Genomic DNA, 18,850 nt, shown 5'->3' with positions numbered 1-18,850 from the left:
AAGGCCAACCTGATTTAAGGGAAACCCTGTCAAATCAGAGTTACCATGGGTGCGACAGGATAATCGCGCCTTATATCAAGCCACGCAGATGTGGCACCACTCTTGGATCGCACGCCCCGAAAGGTTGAAAAAAGGTAAAAGAATATGGCAGAAAAATCGAACTTCGATATATTGTATACCATTGTAGACGAAGCGCCTGAGCTGGCCAGCGCGTCCTTACTGCCCATCATTTGCAAATTCGCCGGCGCCGCGGGTGTCAGTGTTGGAACCAAGGATATTTCGCTGGCAGGACGTGTTCTTTCGACCTTCCCCGAAAACCTGACCGACGAACAGCGCATCACCGATGATCTGGCCGCGCTGGGTGAGCTGGTGAAAACGCCCGAGGCCAACGTGATCAAGCTGCCGAACATCTCGGCCTCGGTCCCGCAATTGGTTGCGGCCATCGAAGAACTGCAATCGCAGGGCTATGATATCCCGAACTACCCCGAAGAGCCTTCGACCGACGCGGAAAAGGCGATCCGCGCGCGGTATGACGCCATCAAGGGTTCCGCCGTGAACCCTGTTCTCCGCGAAGGCAACAGCGACCGTCGTGCCGCGAAGGCCGTCAAGAACTATGCCCAGAAAAACCCGCATTCGATGGGGGAATGGGCCACCGACAGCAAGACCAAAGTGTCGTCGATGTCCGGCAATGATTTTTATGCCAACGAAAAATCGGCCACCATCACCGCGGCGCAAGCGGGTGATGCCAAGATCGATTTCGTCGGCAAAGACGGCAGCGTGACCGTTCTGAAAGACAACTGGCCGCTGGACGAAGGAACCGTGGCAGATGCCACCTTTATGTCGGTCAAAGCCCTGTCTGCCTTCCTGTCCGCTGCCATCGAAGACACCAAGAAAGACGGCACCATGTTCTCGCTTCATTTGAAAGCGACCATGATGAAAGTGTCGGATCCGATCATCTTTGGCTATGCCGTCAAAGCCTGGTTGGCGCCGGTGTTCGAAAAATACGGCGCCGAGCTGGACGCGTTGGGTGTAAACCCGAACTCGGGCCTGGGTGATCTGCTGGACCGCGTTAAGGCCAACGCAGAGATCGTGGCCGCCATCGACGAGTTGAAAGCTGATCGTCCGTCCATGTACATGGTCGACAGCGACAAGGGCATTACCAACCTGCACGTGCCGTCGGATGTGATCATCGACGCCTCGATGCCCGCAGTGATCCGCGCGGGCGGTAAGGGTTGGGATGAGACCGGCGCCAAGGGCGACACCAACTGTGTTATCCCTGACCGCTGCTATGCCGGTGTCTATGATGAGGCCATCAACTTCTTCAAAGCCAATGGAGCGCTGAACCCGGCCACAGTCGGTGCTGTCGCCAACGTAGGCCTGATGGCGCAGAAAGCCGAAGAATATGGCTCGCATCCAACCACGTTCGAAGCGCCTGCTGATGGCGTGATCCGCATTGTGCTGGCAAACGGTGAAGTTCTGCTGTCGCATGAGGTTGAGGCTGGCGATATCTGGCGTGCATGCACCGTCAAGAAAGCTCCGATCGAAAACTGGATTCAACTGGCTTTGGACCGCCAGCGTCTGACGGGGTCCGAGGCGATCTTCTGGCTGGACGCAAACCGCGCCCACGATGCCGAGCTGATCAAATACGTCAAACCGGCGCTTGAGGCCGCTGGCGTGGCGGATAAGTTCCTGATCATGGCGCCGCGCGAAGCGACCCAGCAAAGCTTGCAAACAATCACCGCTGGAAAGGATTCAATCGCCATTACCGGCAACGTGTTGCGGGATTACCTGACGGACCTGTTCCCGATCCTGGAACTGGGCACCTCGGCCAAGATGCTGTCCATTGTCAAGCTGATGAATGGCGGTGGCCTGTTTGAAACCGGTGCCGGTGGTTCGGCGCCGAAACACGTGCAGCAGCTGGTTGAGGAAAACCACCTGCGTTGGGACTCGATGGGTGAGTTCTGCGCGTTGGGTGAATCGCTGAACTTCCTGGCCGACAGCAAAGGCAACGCCAAGGCAGGTGTTCTGGGTGCCGCGGCCGAGGCGGCGACGCAAGGTATTTTGGACAACAACAAATCGCCCAGCCGTAAGGTTGGCCAGCCGGACAACCGCGACAGCCATTATTGGTTTGCGCGTTATTGGGCCGAGGCATTGGCGGCGCAGTCCGATGATGCGGACCTGGCGGCCGAGTTTGCACCAATCGCCAAAGAGTTGGCCGAAAAAGAAGGTCAGATCCTGGGTGAGCTGGCTACTGCGCAAGGTTCGCCCGCCGATCTTGGTGGCTACTACCACACCGACCCGGCCAAGGCTGCCGCTGTGATGCGCCCCAGCGCAACCTTGAATGCGATCATCGGCTGATCGCCGAAAGCCACGTCTTCAGGCGTGGCTTTTTCGCTGAAAAACAAAGGTTTAAATAAAAAAAGGGCCGACCCCCAAAAGTCGGCCCTTTTTTGAGTGAGTGGGGAGGCTGCGCCTCTCCGGTATAGTTGTTTTCAGAATATCACTCTGAACTAATCCGGGTATTAGGGGATTCCCGTAGGCTTTGCAGTTGGCGCGCTAGAATTCCAAGAATTTGACCAAAAACCGGCACGAGAAAACCAAAAAAGGGCCGGTCCTAAGACCGGCCCTAAGGGTTTCAAGTGCACTGACTGATCAGTTCGACGCTGTGTTCAACTTTTCGTTCTGCTCGCGCAGAGTATCGGAGATGATCGCGTACCATTCGCCGGATTCACGCATCTCGATCAGGCCCTTGTTCATCATCGCAATATATTCGCGAGCGAACGGGTTGGTGCGGTGCGCCAGGAAGCTCATTGACGACAAAGTGGACACGTACGGGTTTTCAACGATATCAGCCGGGGACAAACCCATATCTTTCATCGTCGACGCGAACAGATCAACTTCAAAGGCCGCCACATCTGCAGTACCAGTCAATACAGCATCAAGGCATTCACGAGCCGAATTGGGCTGGACCACTGTGGTGTTCTGGCGGTTCAAACCAACTTCTTCCAGAACAACCATGCTCCAGCCAGACATGCGGCAAACGGTTGAACCTTCGAAGTCTGCAAATTTCGTGGCGCCAGCGTAGTCGCTTTCTGGCAAGGTGAAGAAGCCACCAACAACATCATAGACTGGCACAGAAGCGACGAACTGCGTGCACCGAGCTGTTGTTTCATCAGACCATTCATAGGTCCGGTTGGTACAATCCGGGACAGTCCATGCGATTGAAATATCAAACGCCCCGAGCGGCAAGAGTGTTTCCAAGTGCGAAGTCCAATCGTCAACGAAACTGACCGAGTATTCGCGCTGGTTGCCCGCACGCTGAAGGCTGGTTGTTGCCAGACGGGTCATGATACCGCCACCGTTCAGGGATTCAGTTGTAAACGGCTCCCATCCGTTGCCCGCGACCATTTTGATCGGCGGCGCATAGACATTCGAACGTTTGACGCTTGCCGCACGCTGTTCCTCGGCCGCAATAACTTCCTGAGCTGACTGACCGTTCGGCAGGCTGCCGTCTTCACAAGGCAGCGCAAGAACCAGACCTGGTGCCAGATCGTTCGGGTTTGTGATCAGGTTGCGGTTCGCGTTGAAGATTGGCTGATAGTTCGAGGTGCCATAGGCCGCGATGGCGATGGTGGCCATCGTGTCACCATCCGCAACGGTATAGTTGGTGCAGGCTTCCTGTGCGGCGGCGGCTCCGGCGCTCAGGGCGGTGACGGCTGTTGCCGACATCACGACTTTCTTCAGGTTCATTTCAAACATGTCCAATTCCTCCAGACTTTTTTGTTGTTAGGCCGGTTGGGGCCTTAGCCATTTTCCATTTGATGACGCAGAGCGGTCGAAACGATATCGCGCCATTCGCCAGATTGCTGCATGATCGCCAGACCCTGGTTGAGCGTCTCAAGGATCGCTTCCCCATCCGGATTATCTTTGTGGGTCATGACGTTAAGCGACTTGATCGCCGCCAGGTTGGGGTTTTCGAGAATGCGATGCTCATAGCCCAGGCGGTTGATTGCACCGACAGCCAAGTGCGCTTCGATCGCAACGATATCGGCAGAGCCATCCATAACCGCGTGAAAGCAATCATCCGGTGACACAGGGCGCATCAGCGTGATCGCAGGTTCATACAGACCCACCGCATCCATATGCGACAGTGACCATCCCTCGGGGCGGCAGATCGTGGTGCCCGCAAAATCGGCATAGGTCAGCGTCTGTTCATAGCCCGATCCTTCGCGGGCAAAGAAGGTATCCACGACTTCATAGAACGGGTTCGAGAAGTTGTAGGTCTCGCACCGCGCGCGGTCACTTTCCGATAGCGCCTCAGCCGTTTCGCAATTGGGGCGCGACCAGGGGAAGGTGCCGTCAAAGGCCAGTGTCGGCATCAACAGGTCCAGATGCGAGGACCAGTCGTTAACGAATTGAATCTTATAGGCCTGCTCGGGCGCGGCCCGCAGCATCGCGGTTTCGACAAGGTTGGTATAAAGTCCGCGATGGGGCAGGGCCTCATCTGTGAACGGCGCATAGTTGCCGCCGGTGATCAGCAGCAGTTGGCGATCCCGAATATCGGGGCGGGTCCCGCCATCCGCGTCGCGGATCAACGCGGCCCCCTCGGCGCGGGCGGCTTCGATTTCTTCGCGGGCCGCGGCTTTGGCTGCAACCACCGCGTCCTCGCTGGTCTTTTTGGCTTCGGCCTCGGCCTCTGCTACGCGGGCTTCGGCCTCGGCAATAGCTTTTGCTGCACGCTTTTCGGCTGCTGCGACCAGTTCAGCTGCCATCTCGGCTGCCATGGCTTCGGCTTCGGTTTGCGGAACTTCCCGCGCACGCCCGATATCTTCCAGGCAGGGCAGGGTCAGCACGTCGCCCACGCGGATGATGTTCGGGTTGTTGCCGATCACGTCGCGGTTGACGTCAAAGATGATGCGGAAATCCTCGGTCGAATAGACACTGATCGTCAATTCGCGCAGGCTGTCGCCTGATTGGATTTCGTAGGTTGAGCACGCCTCTTGCGCCGAGGCGGCACCGGCCGCGGCAGCAAGTGCCAGGCTGGATATGAACAGATGGGTTTTCATGGGTCCTGTATCTTTGCCTTGGTTAGTTTCTTGTTAATTTCACAACACCGATCGAGGCATTGTCCTGATCGGGGTCAAACTTGGCGTGGAGCGCCTGCAACAACGCTTCGGCGATGTCCTGTGCCCATGCATGCGTGTTGGCTTGCACAATGGCCTGAATTTCAGCGTCGCTGAGGAACTGCAGCCCGTCACTGCCCAGAATCAACACATCCGCAGCTGTCAGGTGCAGTGGCTCTTCCGGGCAATCGACCTTGGGGATTGCGGCCCCCATGACCACTGAGGTCAGTTGGTTGCGGTCCGGGTGAACCTGCGCCTCGGCCTCTGTCAGGGTGCCTTGGGCCACCTGCGCGTCAATGACCGGAGCCATGGAGTGATCTTCGTTGATCTGGCGCAGCACCCCGTTGCGGAAAAGGTACAACGGGCTGTCGCCGATCGAAATCCAGAACACGCGCTGTTCCAGCAACAGCACACCCAAAAGGGTAGACCCCATGTTGAGGCCCTCGCCGTTTTCTTCGCAACGCGCGGCAATTGCGGCATTGGCTTGCATGGCAGCCAAGGGCAACGCGTCGATTATCGCACTTTCGGTCGGGGTATTGCTCTCAAGCTCAGCGTCCAGCGCCTCGCGCCAGGCGGCAATCACAAGTTCCGAGGCGACTTCACCTGCCGCATGACCACCCATGCCGTCGGCGACGACAACATAGCTGGCATTGGCCGCATCGAACATACGTGCTGCGATCGCGTCTTCCTGCGTGTCGCGCTGACCCTGTTCCAGGATCAGTGCAATGTCATATGCCGGTTGCGCCAGCATCTATCAGGCATCCCGCCAGTCAAAGCCGTCATCGCAAAACGCGGCAAACCGGATCGAGGTTTCGCTGATCCGGATCAGGTCACCGCTGGACAGTGCCACTGTGCTGAGCACGGGCTTGCCGTTCAGACGGACCAGGTTGGCTTTGCCACCATGACCCAGATAACATTTGCGGTCTTCGGGATCATAGGCGATCACCGCGTGATTGCTGCGCGAAATACCGGTGTCGCCAAAGTCCAGTTGAATGGCCTGATCGTCGTTGCGGCCAATCTGCATCAGACCTTCAGTCAGGGTGACGCAGGATCCACGACCCGGTCCGGCCGTCACAACCAGCCAACCCACAGGGAAGGTTTCCTGCGCAGTCTCGGTCTTGGCTACCGGATCTGCGCTTTCGATCATCTCCTGAACGTGCGTGTCGGCGCGTTCAAAACCAAGGAACGTGGTTTTCACGCGGCCACGGCGGTCCTCGGTGGCGGGCGTTTGAACTGGCTGAGGCGGTTCATTTGTAATTTCTGGTTCAGGCGCGATTTCAGCGACTGGTTCGGGTTGCGCAGGTTCAAACGGCTCAGGCTGGGCGGTCTCGAGTGTTTCAACAACAACCTCAGGAATGGCCTCTTCCTGCGGCTCCTCGGTCTGTGCGGTTTCTTCCGCCTCGCCCTCTTCGTCGGTGGCGATGTGCAGGGTTACAACCGGCTCTTCTGGTTCGGGCTGGGTTTCGGGTGTTTCGAAGATGTTATCCTCGGCCTCTTCAACCACTTCGGTTACCACGACGTCCTCTGAAGCATCTTCTTCGGGCTCGTCGGAAAACTCGGGCATGTCCTTTTCGGGGATCAGCTCGTCAGCTTCTTCGTAGGATTCCGACGACATGTTGCCACCGGCCAGCGCGTTACGCAGTGCGTTGAAATCCGCAATCGGCTGGGGCTTTTCCGTCTCGGGCTCTGCGGTTTCTTCCGCGACCACTTCCACTTCGGTTTCTTCTTCTTTGGGTTTGCCGGCACCTTCGAGAAGCCGGCTGAGAGGGCTTTTATATTTGAACATGGTGTCGACACCTTTGCTTTTTGACACAGGGTTTTCGTCCTGCGGGGCTGCTACTCGCCTCTGCGCGCATCGGCACAACGGCACTTACAATCTGGAAATCAAACCAACTTTTATCTGCCGCGACGGGCCGGTCCCCGTCAGGGTGGCGGATTTCCAGGCACCACCCTTCGCTTTCACTTTGCGGCAGATCACTTTCGAACCGGTCAGATTACTCCTGCGCTAGCTGCATCACGGCCTCAGCTTCGGCACCGTTGCGCAGCACGGTCAGTCGGGCCTGCGTGTGGTTGCCCGAAACCAAAGTTTCGAGCAGGGTATCCAAGCTTTCTTCTTCGTTCAGGATGGTCCCGGTTTGCGCTTCCGAGATCAGAACGTCACCTGCCCGAAGGCCTCCCGCCGTATCGGTGGGGGTGGTTGTTACAGTCGCCTTCCAGCCCTGACCGTCTTCATTGCGGACGGTAAAGCCAATGCCGTTTTCCAAACCGATCACACGGATGGCAGGCAGAGCCAGCAAGCCGTTCTGGGCCAAGGTCTTGCCCAGCGGACGATAACGCGCGGTCACGCGGATATACCCGTCAGGATCAACGGACAGATCATCCAGAACATGCGCGGCGAAGCTTGCGTTCTCGCGGATGGGTTTGCCGTTCAGCGTATAGATCGCAGCGCCGCGTGTGACCCAATCGCCGATCACCGACATGTCTTGTGCCGGGTCAATGCCGGTAACGGCGATGATGCTGCCGGTGGATACGCGACGTCGCGAGAACTGGAACGGAATTTCGACATCCCAATGCGAGAAGGCAACTTGCGTTTCCGCAGGGGTTCCCGACGAAACCTCTGCGGGTGAAGGTTCGGCTGTCTGGGCTTGGGCCTCTTGTGTGTCAGCCGAGGGGGCCTGTGTCTGCTCGACAGGCACTGGCGTAGGTTCTGCCATAACAGGCGCCGGTGCAACTGGTTCCGGCGTAGGTTCAGTGTTGGCCACCTGCTCGACAGGGGCTTCGGTATTAGCAGTCTGCTCGACAGGCGCTGCCGTCTCAGTTTCGACCTGCGTTGTTGCTGGGGTGGTGGTTTCGGTCGTTGCGGGTTCGGTCACAACCGCTGTGTCCTGTGCGGGTTCCGGTTTTTCGCTGGTCATCAGGAAGTATCCGCCTGCGGCCAGACCGGCCACGACAACGGCAATGCCCGCAACCAGTTTTCCGCTGCCACCCGACCCGCTTTTGACCACAGTGTCCACGGCGACAGCCGTGTCTTCCTTGGACGTGAACTTGGCCAGCTCATCGTCATTTTTGTCTTCGTTGCCCAGAGCCAGATCTGCGTTGCCAGCCAGCAGTGCGGTGACCACGGCCTCGGCGTTTTCGCTTTCGGCTTTGATCCGGGCTTTTTCAACCTCATCATCCTTGCGGTCCATCGCAACGATGACCGAAACCGGACGATAATCGAACGTATCGAACATCACGCCCGGACCGCGGAACATGCGCAACCAATCCAACGCGCTTTGCAGGCGGTCAGTGACGTGGATCTCCATCGCCTTGTCGATCGCTTCAAGGAACCCATCCGGGTAGCCTTTGAACTGTCCAGCCAACGGAGAGTAGGGGTCGTCCTGGCCATTGTTGAATGCGTTCAGGCGGGTCTGACCATCAATTGGGCGTTCTCCACTAATGGCGTGATACAGCGTGGCGGCCAGCACATAGAGGTCACTGCTGGGGCCCTGATCGGCGCCACGCACATAGAATTCATGGGGGGAATAACCGTCCTTGATTACCCGCAGGGTCAACAGAGCCGCGGATTGCTGCGCTGCTTGTTCGCGCGCGGCACCGAAGTCGATCAGCACCGGATCGCCGTTCTCGTTGATCAGGATATTGTCGGGTGAGATATCCCGGTGCAGCATGCCGCTTTGGTGGATGAAAGACACCGCAGACAACATCTTTTCGGTCACCTGTACGATGAAATCCGGCCCCGCCTTGTTGTCGGAGTTTTCAACGTGATCCAGCAGATCGCATCCCTTGATGAAATCCATCGCGATATAGGCGGTGTTGTTGTCTTCAAAGACCTGGTGGACGTCTACGATATTGGGATGCACCAGACGCGCGTGGTTGCGGGCCTCTTGAATGAACAAATCAATGATGGCGCGCAGATCGTCCTTGTGATCGGGATCGGCGGGTTCGACCATGTCGCCATTGCGACGGCACAAGGCACCCGGAAAACATTCTTTGATCACCACGTCACGCTCTAGGCTGTCGCGGGCCAAATAGGTGATCCCGAAGCCGCCATTGCTTAGGAAACGCAGGATTTCATACTGACCGCGCAGCAGTTTTGCGCCGGGTTGAAGTCCTTCAATTTTCGGTTCGTCGTGCGATGCACCGACCGCCTGGTTGTGGCTCATTTCTTTCCGCCCGTTCTGATCGTTTTGCGGTTTATTTAACTGGGCTAAATCGCCCTCGAACTCACAACCAAACACAACCGCAGGACACTTAAGACGGTTAGACGTTTCAAATTTGACTTTATTGGGGCCGCCTCATGGCTTCACTATGGACTGTTTTCGGTTCGATACTACATATAGTGTTTAGGTGAAATCGTGTTGCTAAATGTTGAAAATCAGCCTGCACAAAATGCAAGCTGATCGACTGTTTGTCTCCGCTTGGTCAACGGAGTCAGAAAAATTTAGGTGCGATTCTGGGGCATTCGAATCGCTGCATCGCGACTCAATTTAAACGAGAAGTTATCAGGTTCCGGTTTTTGGCTGCGCCGAATCCACTCGGCTGCCTGCCCAAGCAAGGTTATCGCTGAGCTGCGCCAGAATGCTGATCGCGTCCTTCAAGGGAGCGTCACCGCTTTCAAATTGCAACAACAACAAAAGGTCGGTGGCCTTTTCGAACTCGCCCGGGATCCAGTCGGCAGTGGGGTCGATTTCGCCCCCTTGCTCTAACCGTTCGGCGAAATCTTCGACGATTTCCTGGCACGAGTGCAAAAAGGCCGACGGTTCGATATCCGACGATTCACGCAGGTCTTCGTAGATGCTGGCAATTGCGGCCAGCCAGTCCTCGAGGATCGGGTTTTCAAGCGGCGGCAACGCTGATTCCAGCGTGGCATGCATCGAGGCAGTGTCGGCCGGCTGCGGCTCGGCCTCGGGCAGTTCCAGCGTTTCCAGAAAGGGCAGAAAGTCCTGTTTCAGGTCTGCCTGTGCGGCTTCAAGGTCAGCCAGACGGCGGGCGGATGCGATCTCCAAAACCTGTTCGGCCAGATTTTGGCCACCACAAGTTTCCCACAGGGTAAAATCGGGCTCGGGCTCCTGCGCCATGGCGCGGACAGCAACCGGCGTGCCGATAGGCACGACCGAGCGGAACAAATCACCCTTTTCCTTGTTAAGCCGCGACAGAACCCGATCCAGTGCTTCACTGACATGCGGCAGATCGGTGTGGGTGACGGCCAGCAGACTATTGGCGCGCAGCTCTTGCGGAACTTGTACCCACAGATGCCGTTCGGTTTCACGCCAGGCATTGGTCCCGTTGGTACACCAGATCGCGCAATCGACGAATTTCAGCAGATCGAGCGTCTCTTTGTAGTTATCGTCCAACGCGCCGGTTCCCGGCAGATCGAACAAAGAGATTTCCTGCAGGGCAGGGGTGTTCAGCCCGACCGAAATGAAATCGGGTTCATCCGCGGCGGCTTTTTCCAGCGCGATGCCGGAGTAAACCTTGGGCTCACGATCCCACCAGCCCACGGTGGTTTCCGGAGTTTCGGAATAGGCCACGATAACCAGCGGCAATTTCAGATGTTGTGGCCCGGTGGGCAGGATATCGGCCCCGGCCAACATGTTGGCAAGGCTGGACTTGCCAGCCCCGAATTCCCCGGCGAAACCGATGTTGACCGCGTTGGACAGCCGTTCGGCATGGGCCAGAGCACGGTCGCGCATATCGCCCAAGGCCGCATCGGCCGACACATTTTCGGTCGCGTTCAGAAAGCGTTCAAGTTGTCTGACTTCCTGTTCGGTTCCGGGAAATTCGATCATTCCGCCGCCTCTGCTAGTAATTTGTCTACGTCATCCGCACCGAATACGGCGCTTAGTTCTGCCACGACGCGCTGTGCTTGATCAAAGGCCATTTGAGCCTCATTGCGCTCATTGGTTTCGCCGCTTCCAGTGCGATGTTCAAGATGCCCGGCCAGCAAGGCCAGGTAATGATCCAGAACGGTGTTCAGGCGTTCCAACAAATCGCTGCGAGCGGTGTCTACCAGATCGTCGCCGATCATCTCGAATTCCTGAACGATCATGCGTTCGGCGCGGGCGACAACGCTTTTGCGTGAAATCAGACGTGACAGCCAGCTGACCCGCAGTTCAACGGTAATGCCGCGGGTCAGTGCCGTGGTATCCGGGCGGAACCAGCGCACGGCACTGGTATTCATCCGGTTGTCGCTTGGGTCCTGCCAGCCGGGTAGGGCGCGCAGGGCGGCATTGCTTTGCATGTCGATCGAGTACAATTCGCTCAGCATCCGCTGTCGCACCACTTGCGTGGCCCCCTGAACCAGTTCGCGCATACGGTCGCGCAGCGGAGTGAAGTTCAGCTCGGTATCCCCACCCTTGGCAAGCAGGGGGGAATCGCCGTTCGGCCCCCTAACCACGGCCGAGACGGACTCGGCCACGGTGTCATCCATGACACCGCGCAGATTGGCCAGAACATCGTCCATGTCATTGACGATTTCCGAGGTTTTTTGCGTTACCAGCGTGCGTAGGTCGGCGAGCGTCTTACTGTTCTCGTCACCGCTATCGGGGGCAGGGCTGATTTCTTCTTCGATGACGCGCAGATGGGCCTTGCTGCGCTCAAGCTCGCCATGGGCAAAACTGTTGAGGTGCTGCCACGCCATCCGCAACTGTTCATTGCGCGGCCCCTCTGTCAGGGCACTGGTCACGTGACGGCGCAGGTCTGGCAGGCCCGAAGCGATCATGGCGGCAAACCGCAAGACGCCTTCGCGGCTGATCGGGCCCGAGCCGCGTTTGATTTCTTCGACCCCGTCCAGATATTGCTTCATTTGTTCCGGATGCGCGCGCAGCCAGGCCAGGACCTCATCATGGTTGATACCTGTTTCGTCCCCGGTCAGCGCATAATGCGCCCACTGGGCGCTGCCCATCAGCACATCGATATCCGAATTGCCAAGTGCTTTTTCCAGACCGTCCAATACATCGGCCTGGACCTTGCCCGCATCTTCGGCCCCACCGCCCAGTTCGTCGACGCGGTTGATGAAAACCACGATCTGACCCAGTTCCAACGCCTGCATCAGGCGGAACAGTTTCAGATCGGCGCGCGACAGGGCCTGATGCGCAGATAGAACCACAACAAAGAAGTCGGATTCCTTGAGGTACTGGCGCGAGATTTCTTCACGGATCAAAAGCGGGTCATTGACGCCCGGCGTGTCCGTCACCGTTAGGGGGAACGGGAAGTGGCCGATGTCGAAATAGACTTCGGCCTTGCGGGTGATATCGCTGTAAAGACCGCGATCCGATCCCGGATCATGTTCGTTTTCTTCTGTCGGATCATCCCCGGCACAGACATAGCGCGCCAGATCGTCCGAATTCAGGTCATCAAGGTCGTGATGCTGGCCCAACAGGTGCTTATAGCTTTCACCCAGACGCAGCTTGGCGCGGGTTTTCATCGCCTCGACCTGCTCTTCGATCATTTCGCGCTTATAGCTGTCCTCGTCATCGGGGAACATGTTGCGCAGCTCTTCGCCTTCGGCGATCAGCGCTTGCCACTGGCGGTTGTCGAAGAAATGGAACTCGGCGCCTGCAGTGCGTCCCGAAGGGTGGCCGAAATGCATATCGGTAATCACCGTCGTCCACGGGTTCACATCCGATGGCAGGTATTCGGCCTGCCCGGTGAAGCCGTTGATCAGACGGGATTTGCCGGCCTTGATCTGCCCGACAAAGGCAATCGAAGGTTTCAGATTCGTCAGGTCGCTGACAATGCGCGAAATGAACTGGCGGGTCTCTTCATTAGAGGTGCCGTTCATATCATCGGCAATACGGATTAACTCGCGACGGTTGTTCTCACTCATAAACTTTACCCTGGTAACTTGTAATCACGGATAGAATTAGTCGAAAAATTGAATGTTTTGGCCGAAGTCATCCGTCCGGCCTCTTCAGGTTGGTCCACAGATTGACGACGGCACCCAGCTTGCGCGCCTCGTGTACGGCCATTGCCAGGTTTTTACCATCGTTCAGGATTGCCAGCCCGGCGTCTTTGCCACCCGAAGGGCGCATGACAATCAATTGCGGATGGTCCATCACGGCGGCGCTGTCGCCATTCCAACCCGCAAGATCGCGGGCAAAGCGGGCCAGCAGGTCAGAATCGGGGTGTAATGATCCATTTTCTTGGCAATCACCTGCCATTTGCAGTGCTGCCCCGTCGGCCCCGGCTGCCAGAACACGTCCCTGTGCAAACCGCTCGGACCCGTCATAGAAACGTTGCGCCAGAGTCTCGTTATCTTCGCTTTCCAAAGCTTCATCGGCGGATGCTATTTCGTCCGGGTCGGCATCCGCAACAATGGAAATAACCGGCTCTGTCGGCACTTCTATGTTTTCACAGGCGGTTTCGATTTCGCTGAAGGTTATGCCAACGTCATCCGCCTCAAGCGCCGTGTCTGGCTGTAGGGATACCAACTCAAGCGGAGCGGGAGCGCAGGCGATGTCCGTGACCAGCTGCGCCAATTTGACGGCCAGATCCTCACGCGATTCCGTTTCGAAGTCCGGCGCTATGCCGGATTGAACGCGAAACACATCCGTCACCCGAGAGCTGTTGACCTCAATCGCCAGGCAATCGCCATTGGCGGCGGTGAATTCCAACCGGCGGGGCAGGATGGTGCCGCGAATGGTACGCAATACCTTTTCGCGCCGCGCCTGGGCTGTATCGCCTGGTACGGTCACCGCTGGGTTCAGGCGGGCGACAGATGCGCGACCGATATCGTCGAGCAGCTCAAGTATGTCCGTGTCCATCATGCCGTGACCCCCCTCTGGTCCGGTCTAAACTGCGGCCGCCACCGGCCCCAGGCTGAGATGCGATTTGGTCAGCGCCAACCCGACATTGGCGCTGTTGTGACAGATGTAGCAGACTACGTGGTCGGGATATTCCCGGGTCCGCAGAAAAATGTGCAGCCGATCATTCGAAAACACCGCGATTTCCCCAAATCCCGGACTATTCGAATCTTCTGCTTTGGCCGAGCGCAACAATTCCTCAAAGGCTTTGACGCCGCGACCCTGAAACAGGTTAGCCACGGCAATGGCCAAAGTGTCCAGAACGTCCGCGCTGTCTGTGTCCAAGGTGTTGGTCGCCAGCAACATCCCCGTTTCCATATCGACATACCCGGCTGCAATGCAGTCGGGTATGGTGTCCATCGCGGTGTTCAATGCGGCTTCGATTGTCATCGCTTGCTACCTGCGCTTTTGGTCACAACACATGGAATTCCGCCCCGCCGTTTTTCGAAGCGTTCGGAACCGTATGCATCGAATCCTTGGCCTGACGTGCATAATGTTCGGCTGCGATCTGGTCGAATTCCTTGAGGAATGCGTCGAACACATTTTTCATGCCTTCAGCATCGTCCGGCAAATCCTCATCCGCGGTGATGTCGCGCCACATGGATGCCGCGCTCAGCGGTTTTCCTGCCGGAACGTTCAGCAAATCTTCCAGTTTTTCGCCGCTTTCTGCGGCCGGGGTTGCCTCGTCAGGGGCGCTGCCGTTGGACAGCGGTACAACTTGCATGTCCACAAGACCACTGGATTCCGGCTCGGGCTCATACTCGTCATCTGCGCCCTTCGGCTGTTCCGCCAGCAAAGCCGTAATTGATGACACCGAGACATCGGCGCGACGGTCATCCGGTGCCTGTTCGGCGCTCTCACTCTGCTCGGATGTGTCTGCCAACTCGCTTTCTGGCGAGGATAGGATCGGGTCCGAAGCGGCCAGATCTTCAGCAGGGTTGTCCGTCTCGGGGTCAGACAACAGGTTGATACCGTCATCTTCGTCCAATTCGTCATCATCCAGCAGATCGAACGAGTCTTCCTCGTCGAAACCCCGCACGTGTTCGGACAGGTTCAGACCGGTATCCGGCGTGTCGCGGAAAAAGGCGCGCAGCTCGTCCTCTTGGGCGTCCTGGACGGGTTCAGCATCCTGTTTTTCTGCCACCATTTCGGCGCGTAGGCGCTCGGCTTCGGCCGCATCGATGCGTTCGTCGCGGTCGGTATCCTCTGCGCGGCGCTCGACACGCGTTGGACGAATTGGGAAGTTGGTGACCACTTCGTCTGCGCTACCCGCCTCGGATTCGGATACGGGGTCGACCAGTTTCAACGGCGCCGTTTCGTCGGCCTGTTCTTCCTTTCGCTTGGGACGAATTGGCTGAACACGAGGCCCGCCTGACAGGCTGTTGTCTATTTGGTAGCGTGCCAGCATATCGGCGCGGTTGTCCATGATCTGTTCAGTAATCTCAAGGAAACTGTCGACCATCTTGCCGCCACCACTGCGGGCCCACATCTCGGCGTCACCGCTCTTGTCTCGCGCTGTGATCGCGTCACGAGCCGAGAACAGGATCGATCTGTTAAACAGATGACCGGCTTCGCGGTTTACGCGGCGCAGCACCTTTTGGCGATCTTTCTGGCCCAACACATCTGCGCGCGTCACCAGCAGCAGCGAGTTATGCTGCAGTCGTTCGGGCAAGGACACCCATGTCGCCCGCTCGGTCTCGCGCCAGGCTTGGGTGGCATGAGTACACCACAGAACGCCATTGGCTTGCCCAACTGCCCGACGCCAGACATCGCTGGAAATTTTGGGGTCGGAAATGCCGGGGGTGTCAATCAGGTCCACCGCTTCCAGAATGTCGGATTCAAGGAAAATGCGAACGAACTGAACATCGTTGACCCCTACGGTATCTAGCTGGTCCAGCGTAATGTTCTCGCGGCTACCATCGTGGCGTTGCACATAGGCCGAACCTTTTCCCCAACTGAACCAGACGGGGGGCAGTTGTGTGGCCGTGACCTGCGTTGGCAGCGCGTGCGAGCGCAGCAAAAAGTTCATCAGCGTCGACTTTCCGGCACTGAACTCTCCCATCAGCGCAAAGATTGGTTTGCGCCGGGACCACTGCTCGATGCGTTCCCATGCCTTAGGAGAGACGAAGCGGGTTTGTGTGTCTTTTGCCATATCGCTACTTATGCTGCCTCGTTACTAAGATCTTTCAGGATGTCACCCAGGATATCGTCGCGTGATTTCTTGGGTGCTATACCGGCCATAAGCGCGGCCTGGCTTGGGTCTTGCTCGGCTGATGCCGAGATGTTCAACAGGGTCTCGGCCTGCTCGCGGAGGAAGTCAGATAACCCGGCCCGGACGTTTTCCAGAACCGCTGCGATCTGATTTTCCTCAAGGTCCTTGGTGATCGAGTTCGCCTCGGATGCGATCAGGCGCGTATAATCGGCAGCGTATGCTTCAAACCCTTTGCGGCGTTGCCACCAGCGACGCCACCATGTGCTTTGCAGGTCCAGCGCAATGGTGCGCCCGATGCCCAGCGGCGGGGGTACACGAGGGACGATTGGGGCTTCGATGCTGAATTCACCCAGGTGGTTGCCCAACAGCTTCTGATACAGCGCTTCAACATCCGCCGCAGCGGTACTGTAAAGCGCGCCTGCCTCTTTGCGCATCGCGCGGGCAAAGCTGAAATAGGCCGCCTTTTGCAATGTGCGCAGACCCGCCGGGTCATATTGCCAGGTGCCTTCCTCGCCATTCTGCTCGAGATGCGCAATCAACGAGTCCGTTGCGCGTTTGACAAAGTTCGCCTCGGCCGATTTCAGACGTTCCAGCACTTTGTCGCGCAAAGCGGTCGTCAGTTCAGCAGCCTTCTTATCGTATTCTTCAGCAACCTTGGCGATTGCCTCTTCTGGGGACACACCATCCAGATCCCGCACGACGCCTTGACCGTCGGAGAGGTTCTTGGCCACAGCCGTCGCCCGAATTTGGCTTGCGATATTGCGGGCGCGATGCCTAACGCGATCTAACAGGCGAGTGCCCGCTCCGTCAGCGATCCGTTCATTCATCGCCAGCAGCAGATCGGGAAGACCCGACAACGCCCAGATTTTATCCAGCGACGGGGCCTGATCGCCAAACCCTGCCGCCAGATAGAAGGTGTTCAGGGCTTGCCGCGACTCTTCTGTCAGAATGTCGGGGTTGCCGGTCAGGGCGGCTTCGGCCCAAAGGGCACTGCCGAACACAACGCTTGTGCTTGTGTCGATGTTGTTCTGTTTCAGCGTGTCCTGAATGCGGTCGCGAATTTCCGGTACTTGATTGACCGGATCTGACAATTCGTCGATGCGGTTTACAAACAGGATGATCTGGCGGTTTTCGAACTGCGCGATGATCCGCATCAGCGCCATATCCATGGTGGTCAGCGCCTGGCTGGCGGCCAGAACAACGACACAAACCTCGGACCCGCGCAGGCTGCGCAGTGTGATCTGTTCGCGCACCATAAACGTATCGTTCACGCCAGGTGTATCGCAGAGTTTCAGCGAAATCGGATATTGCGGAATGTCCATGAACAGTTCCGCAGATTTGGTGACGTCGGCAAAACGCCCGGTCTTGGGGTTGATATCCGGGTCTTCGTCATCGCCAAGACAGACATAGCGTTGGATCAGCTCTTCGTCGAAATAGTCATACTGGTGGCTTTGCCCCAGGATCAGGTCGAAATGCTGGCCCAGCCGGGATTCGGATTTGGCCTTCATTTCACCGATCTGGCGGCGAATATCTTCCATCTCATCATCGGCGCCGGCGCGATTGGCCAATTCGCCCAGACGACCGCCGCCGACCATCAGATTGTCCCATTCTTCCTGTTCGAAGAAGGTGAACTTTGCCCGTTTGTCACTTTCGGTGCGCGTATTGATATTCAGCGTGGTCACCACCGAGGTCCACGGGTTGACATCCGACGGCAGCAGGGCAGGGCGCCCCGCCAGAATGTTCACGATCGAGGATTTGCCAGCCTTGACCTGTCCAACCAGTGTCACACTGGCCGTAAAATTCTCCATCTTCGTCTTGAGCGTCGCAAGCCGCGCCGAGGATCGCGCATCTGCCACCTCTGTCAATTGGTCGATCTGCGTAGACAGGGCAGTCATGGCCGAAGTCATCGGCGTCAGCGCCTCGTTTCCTACGGACAGAAGATGGTCGTTTCTGGCCATGGTCAGCCTCCGGTTCCAGTGGCAGCGATGGGATTGTGGTCCTGACCGTCATGAGAGCTGGTCATGATGTCGATACGAGCAATCAGATTCAGTGCGGTGCCCAGAATGTCGGCCTCATCACCGGGTGAGATCGTTTCATAAGCTTGAGAATCGGCAAGCACTTCGATCTCGCTGAACTGTTCACTGTTTTCCAGCAGAGCCAGGCGACGCCCGGTCGGAAAACTTTTTGATTTCGTTCGGGGCAGCGGCATGCGCGAGTTGGCCAACAGGTAGTGACCCCCCGAATGCGTACGCAATGACACGCCGAAGCCTGTGTTCGGATGATTCCGGTTCAAGGACTTCAGTTCACCAAGAAAACTTTCACGGGCAAGACCAATGGCGTCTTGCTCGGCAGAAGCAGCGTTCATCGTATTGGTCACGGCTAAGACCCTCGTGTTCGAGTTGAGCAAAAAAGAAACTCGTACTTGCCCGAAGGCAAAAAGACTCATTAATTCCCGCTCTCCATAATTGTTGGCAAGGCGGTGTTATTTTGACGCGAATAAGATTTTTTGGCGTTTGAATTGTGGCGCAAATATGGTCGCGTCCTCTTGGGGCGCTCAACTCATGGCCGAGCGAGAAGGATTTCGGAACTGACGGATCAAGGTGCCAAAGCTGAGCAAGGCGTTGATCATAGGATGAATTTTCTTGAGAGCTTGATGGGTAACACATTGTTTAATAATGATATAAATTCGAAGAGAGATATTATCTACGAGC

Annotated in this window: 13 protein-coding genes; 1 reads left to right on the top strand and 12 read right to left on the bottom strand. The window is 57.2% G+C overall.

All coding sequences use genetic code 11. The features are described 5' to 3' along the window. Positions 1-144: 144 nt before the first annotated feature. The gene (locus AB1A64_RS01045; RefSeq protein ID WP_366549690.1) at positions 145-2,358 is read left to right on the top strand and encodes an NADP-dependent isocitrate dehydrogenase; all 2,214 of its coding nucleotides are present in this window, start codon (positions 145-147) and stop codon (positions 2,356-2,358) included. A gap of 294 nt (positions 2,359-2,652) precedes the next feature. On the opposite strand, the gene AB1A64_RS01040 is transcribed toward AB1A64_RS01045, so the two are convergent. The 12 genes from AB1A64_RS01040 to AB1A64_RS00985 all read right to left on the bottom strand — a co-directional run bounded on the left by AB1A64_RS01040 (position 2,653) and on the right by AB1A64_RS00985 (position 18,585). Beyond that, on the bottom strand, positions 2,653-3,759 hold the full coding sequence (locus tag AB1A64_RS01040; RefSeq protein WP_366549689.1) for a transporter substrate-binding domain-containing protein: 1,107 nt from the start codon (positions 3,757-3,759) through the stop codon (positions 2,653-2,655). Positions 3,760-3,803: 44 nt separating this feature from the next. Then, complete coding sequence (locus tag AB1A64_RS01035) at positions 3,804-5,066, bottom strand: transporter substrate-binding domain-containing protein (protein WP_366549688.1); 1,263 nt, start codon at positions 5,064-5,066, stop codon at positions 3,804-3,806. Between the two features lie 22 nt (positions 5,067-5,088). Then, a complete protein-coding gene (locus tag AB1A64_RS01030) occupies positions 5,089-5,874 on the bottom strand; it encodes a PP2C family serine/threonine-protein phosphatase (RefSeq protein WP_366549687.1) in 786 nt (261 codons plus the stop codon). Positions 5,875-5,877: 3 nt separating this feature from the next. After that, on the bottom strand, positions 5,878-6,909 hold the full coding sequence (locus tag AB1A64_RS01025; protein ID WP_366549686.1) for an FHA domain-containing protein: 1,032 nt from the start codon (positions 6,907-6,909) through the stop codon (positions 5,878-5,880). A gap of 208 nt (positions 6,910-7,117) precedes the next feature. Next, positions 7,118-9,286, bottom strand: a complete 2,169-nt coding sequence (locus tag AB1A64_RS01020) for a protein kinase (RefSeq protein WP_366549685.1) — start codon at positions 9,284-9,286, stop codon at positions 7,118-7,120. A 339-nt stretch (positions 9,287-9,625) separates the two neighbouring features. After that, positions 9,626-10,912, bottom strand: a complete 1,287-nt coding sequence (locus AB1A64_RS01015) for a dynamin family protein (protein ID WP_366549684.1) — start codon at positions 10,910-10,912, stop codon at positions 9,626-9,628. Then, complete coding sequence (locus tag AB1A64_RS01010) at positions 10,909-12,951, bottom strand: dynamin family protein (protein ID WP_366549683.1); 2,043 nt, start codon at positions 12,949-12,951, stop codon at positions 10,909-10,911. The genes AB1A64_RS01015 and AB1A64_RS01010 overlap by 4 nt, the downstream gene beginning before the upstream one ends. A 67-nt stretch (positions 12,952-13,018) precedes the next feature. After that, entirely contained in the window at positions 13,019-13,891 is an 873-nt protein-coding gene (locus AB1A64_RS01005) for a hypothetical protein (RefSeq protein ID WP_366549682.1), read from the bottom strand. 24 nt (positions 13,892-13,915) lie between these two features. After that, complete coding sequence (locus tag AB1A64_RS01000; protein ID WP_366549681.1) at positions 13,916-14,317, bottom strand: hypothetical protein; 402 nt, start codon at positions 14,315-14,317, stop codon at positions 13,916-13,918. A 22-nt stretch (positions 14,318-14,339) separates the two neighbouring features. Further along, positions 14,340-16,079, bottom strand: coding sequence for a dynamin family protein (locus tag AB1A64_RS00995; protein WP_366549680.1), 1,740 nt, complete (start codon positions 16,077-16,079; stop codon positions 14,340-14,342). Positions 16,080-16,087: 8 nt separating this feature from the next. Continuing rightward, positions 16,088-18,097, bottom strand: coding sequence for a dynamin family protein (locus AB1A64_RS00990; RefSeq protein ID WP_366549679.1), 2,010 nt, complete (start codon positions 18,095-18,097; stop codon positions 16,088-16,090). Positions 18,098-18,099: 2 nt separating this feature from the next. Next, a complete protein-coding gene (locus AB1A64_RS00985) occupies positions 18,100-18,585 on the bottom strand; it encodes a hypothetical protein (RefSeq protein WP_366549678.1) in 486 nt (161 codons plus the stop codon). Positions 18,586-18,850 lie beyond the last annotated feature (265 nt).

The sequence above is a fragment of the Ruegeria sp. ANG10 genome, from assembly GCF_040705255.1.
GTDB lineage: Bacteria > Pseudomonadota > Alphaproteobacteria > Rhodobacterales > Rhodobacteraceae > Ruegeria.
Note: the sequence above shows the minus strand (reverse complement) of the source record. Positions and strands in the feature narration are given on the sequence as shown.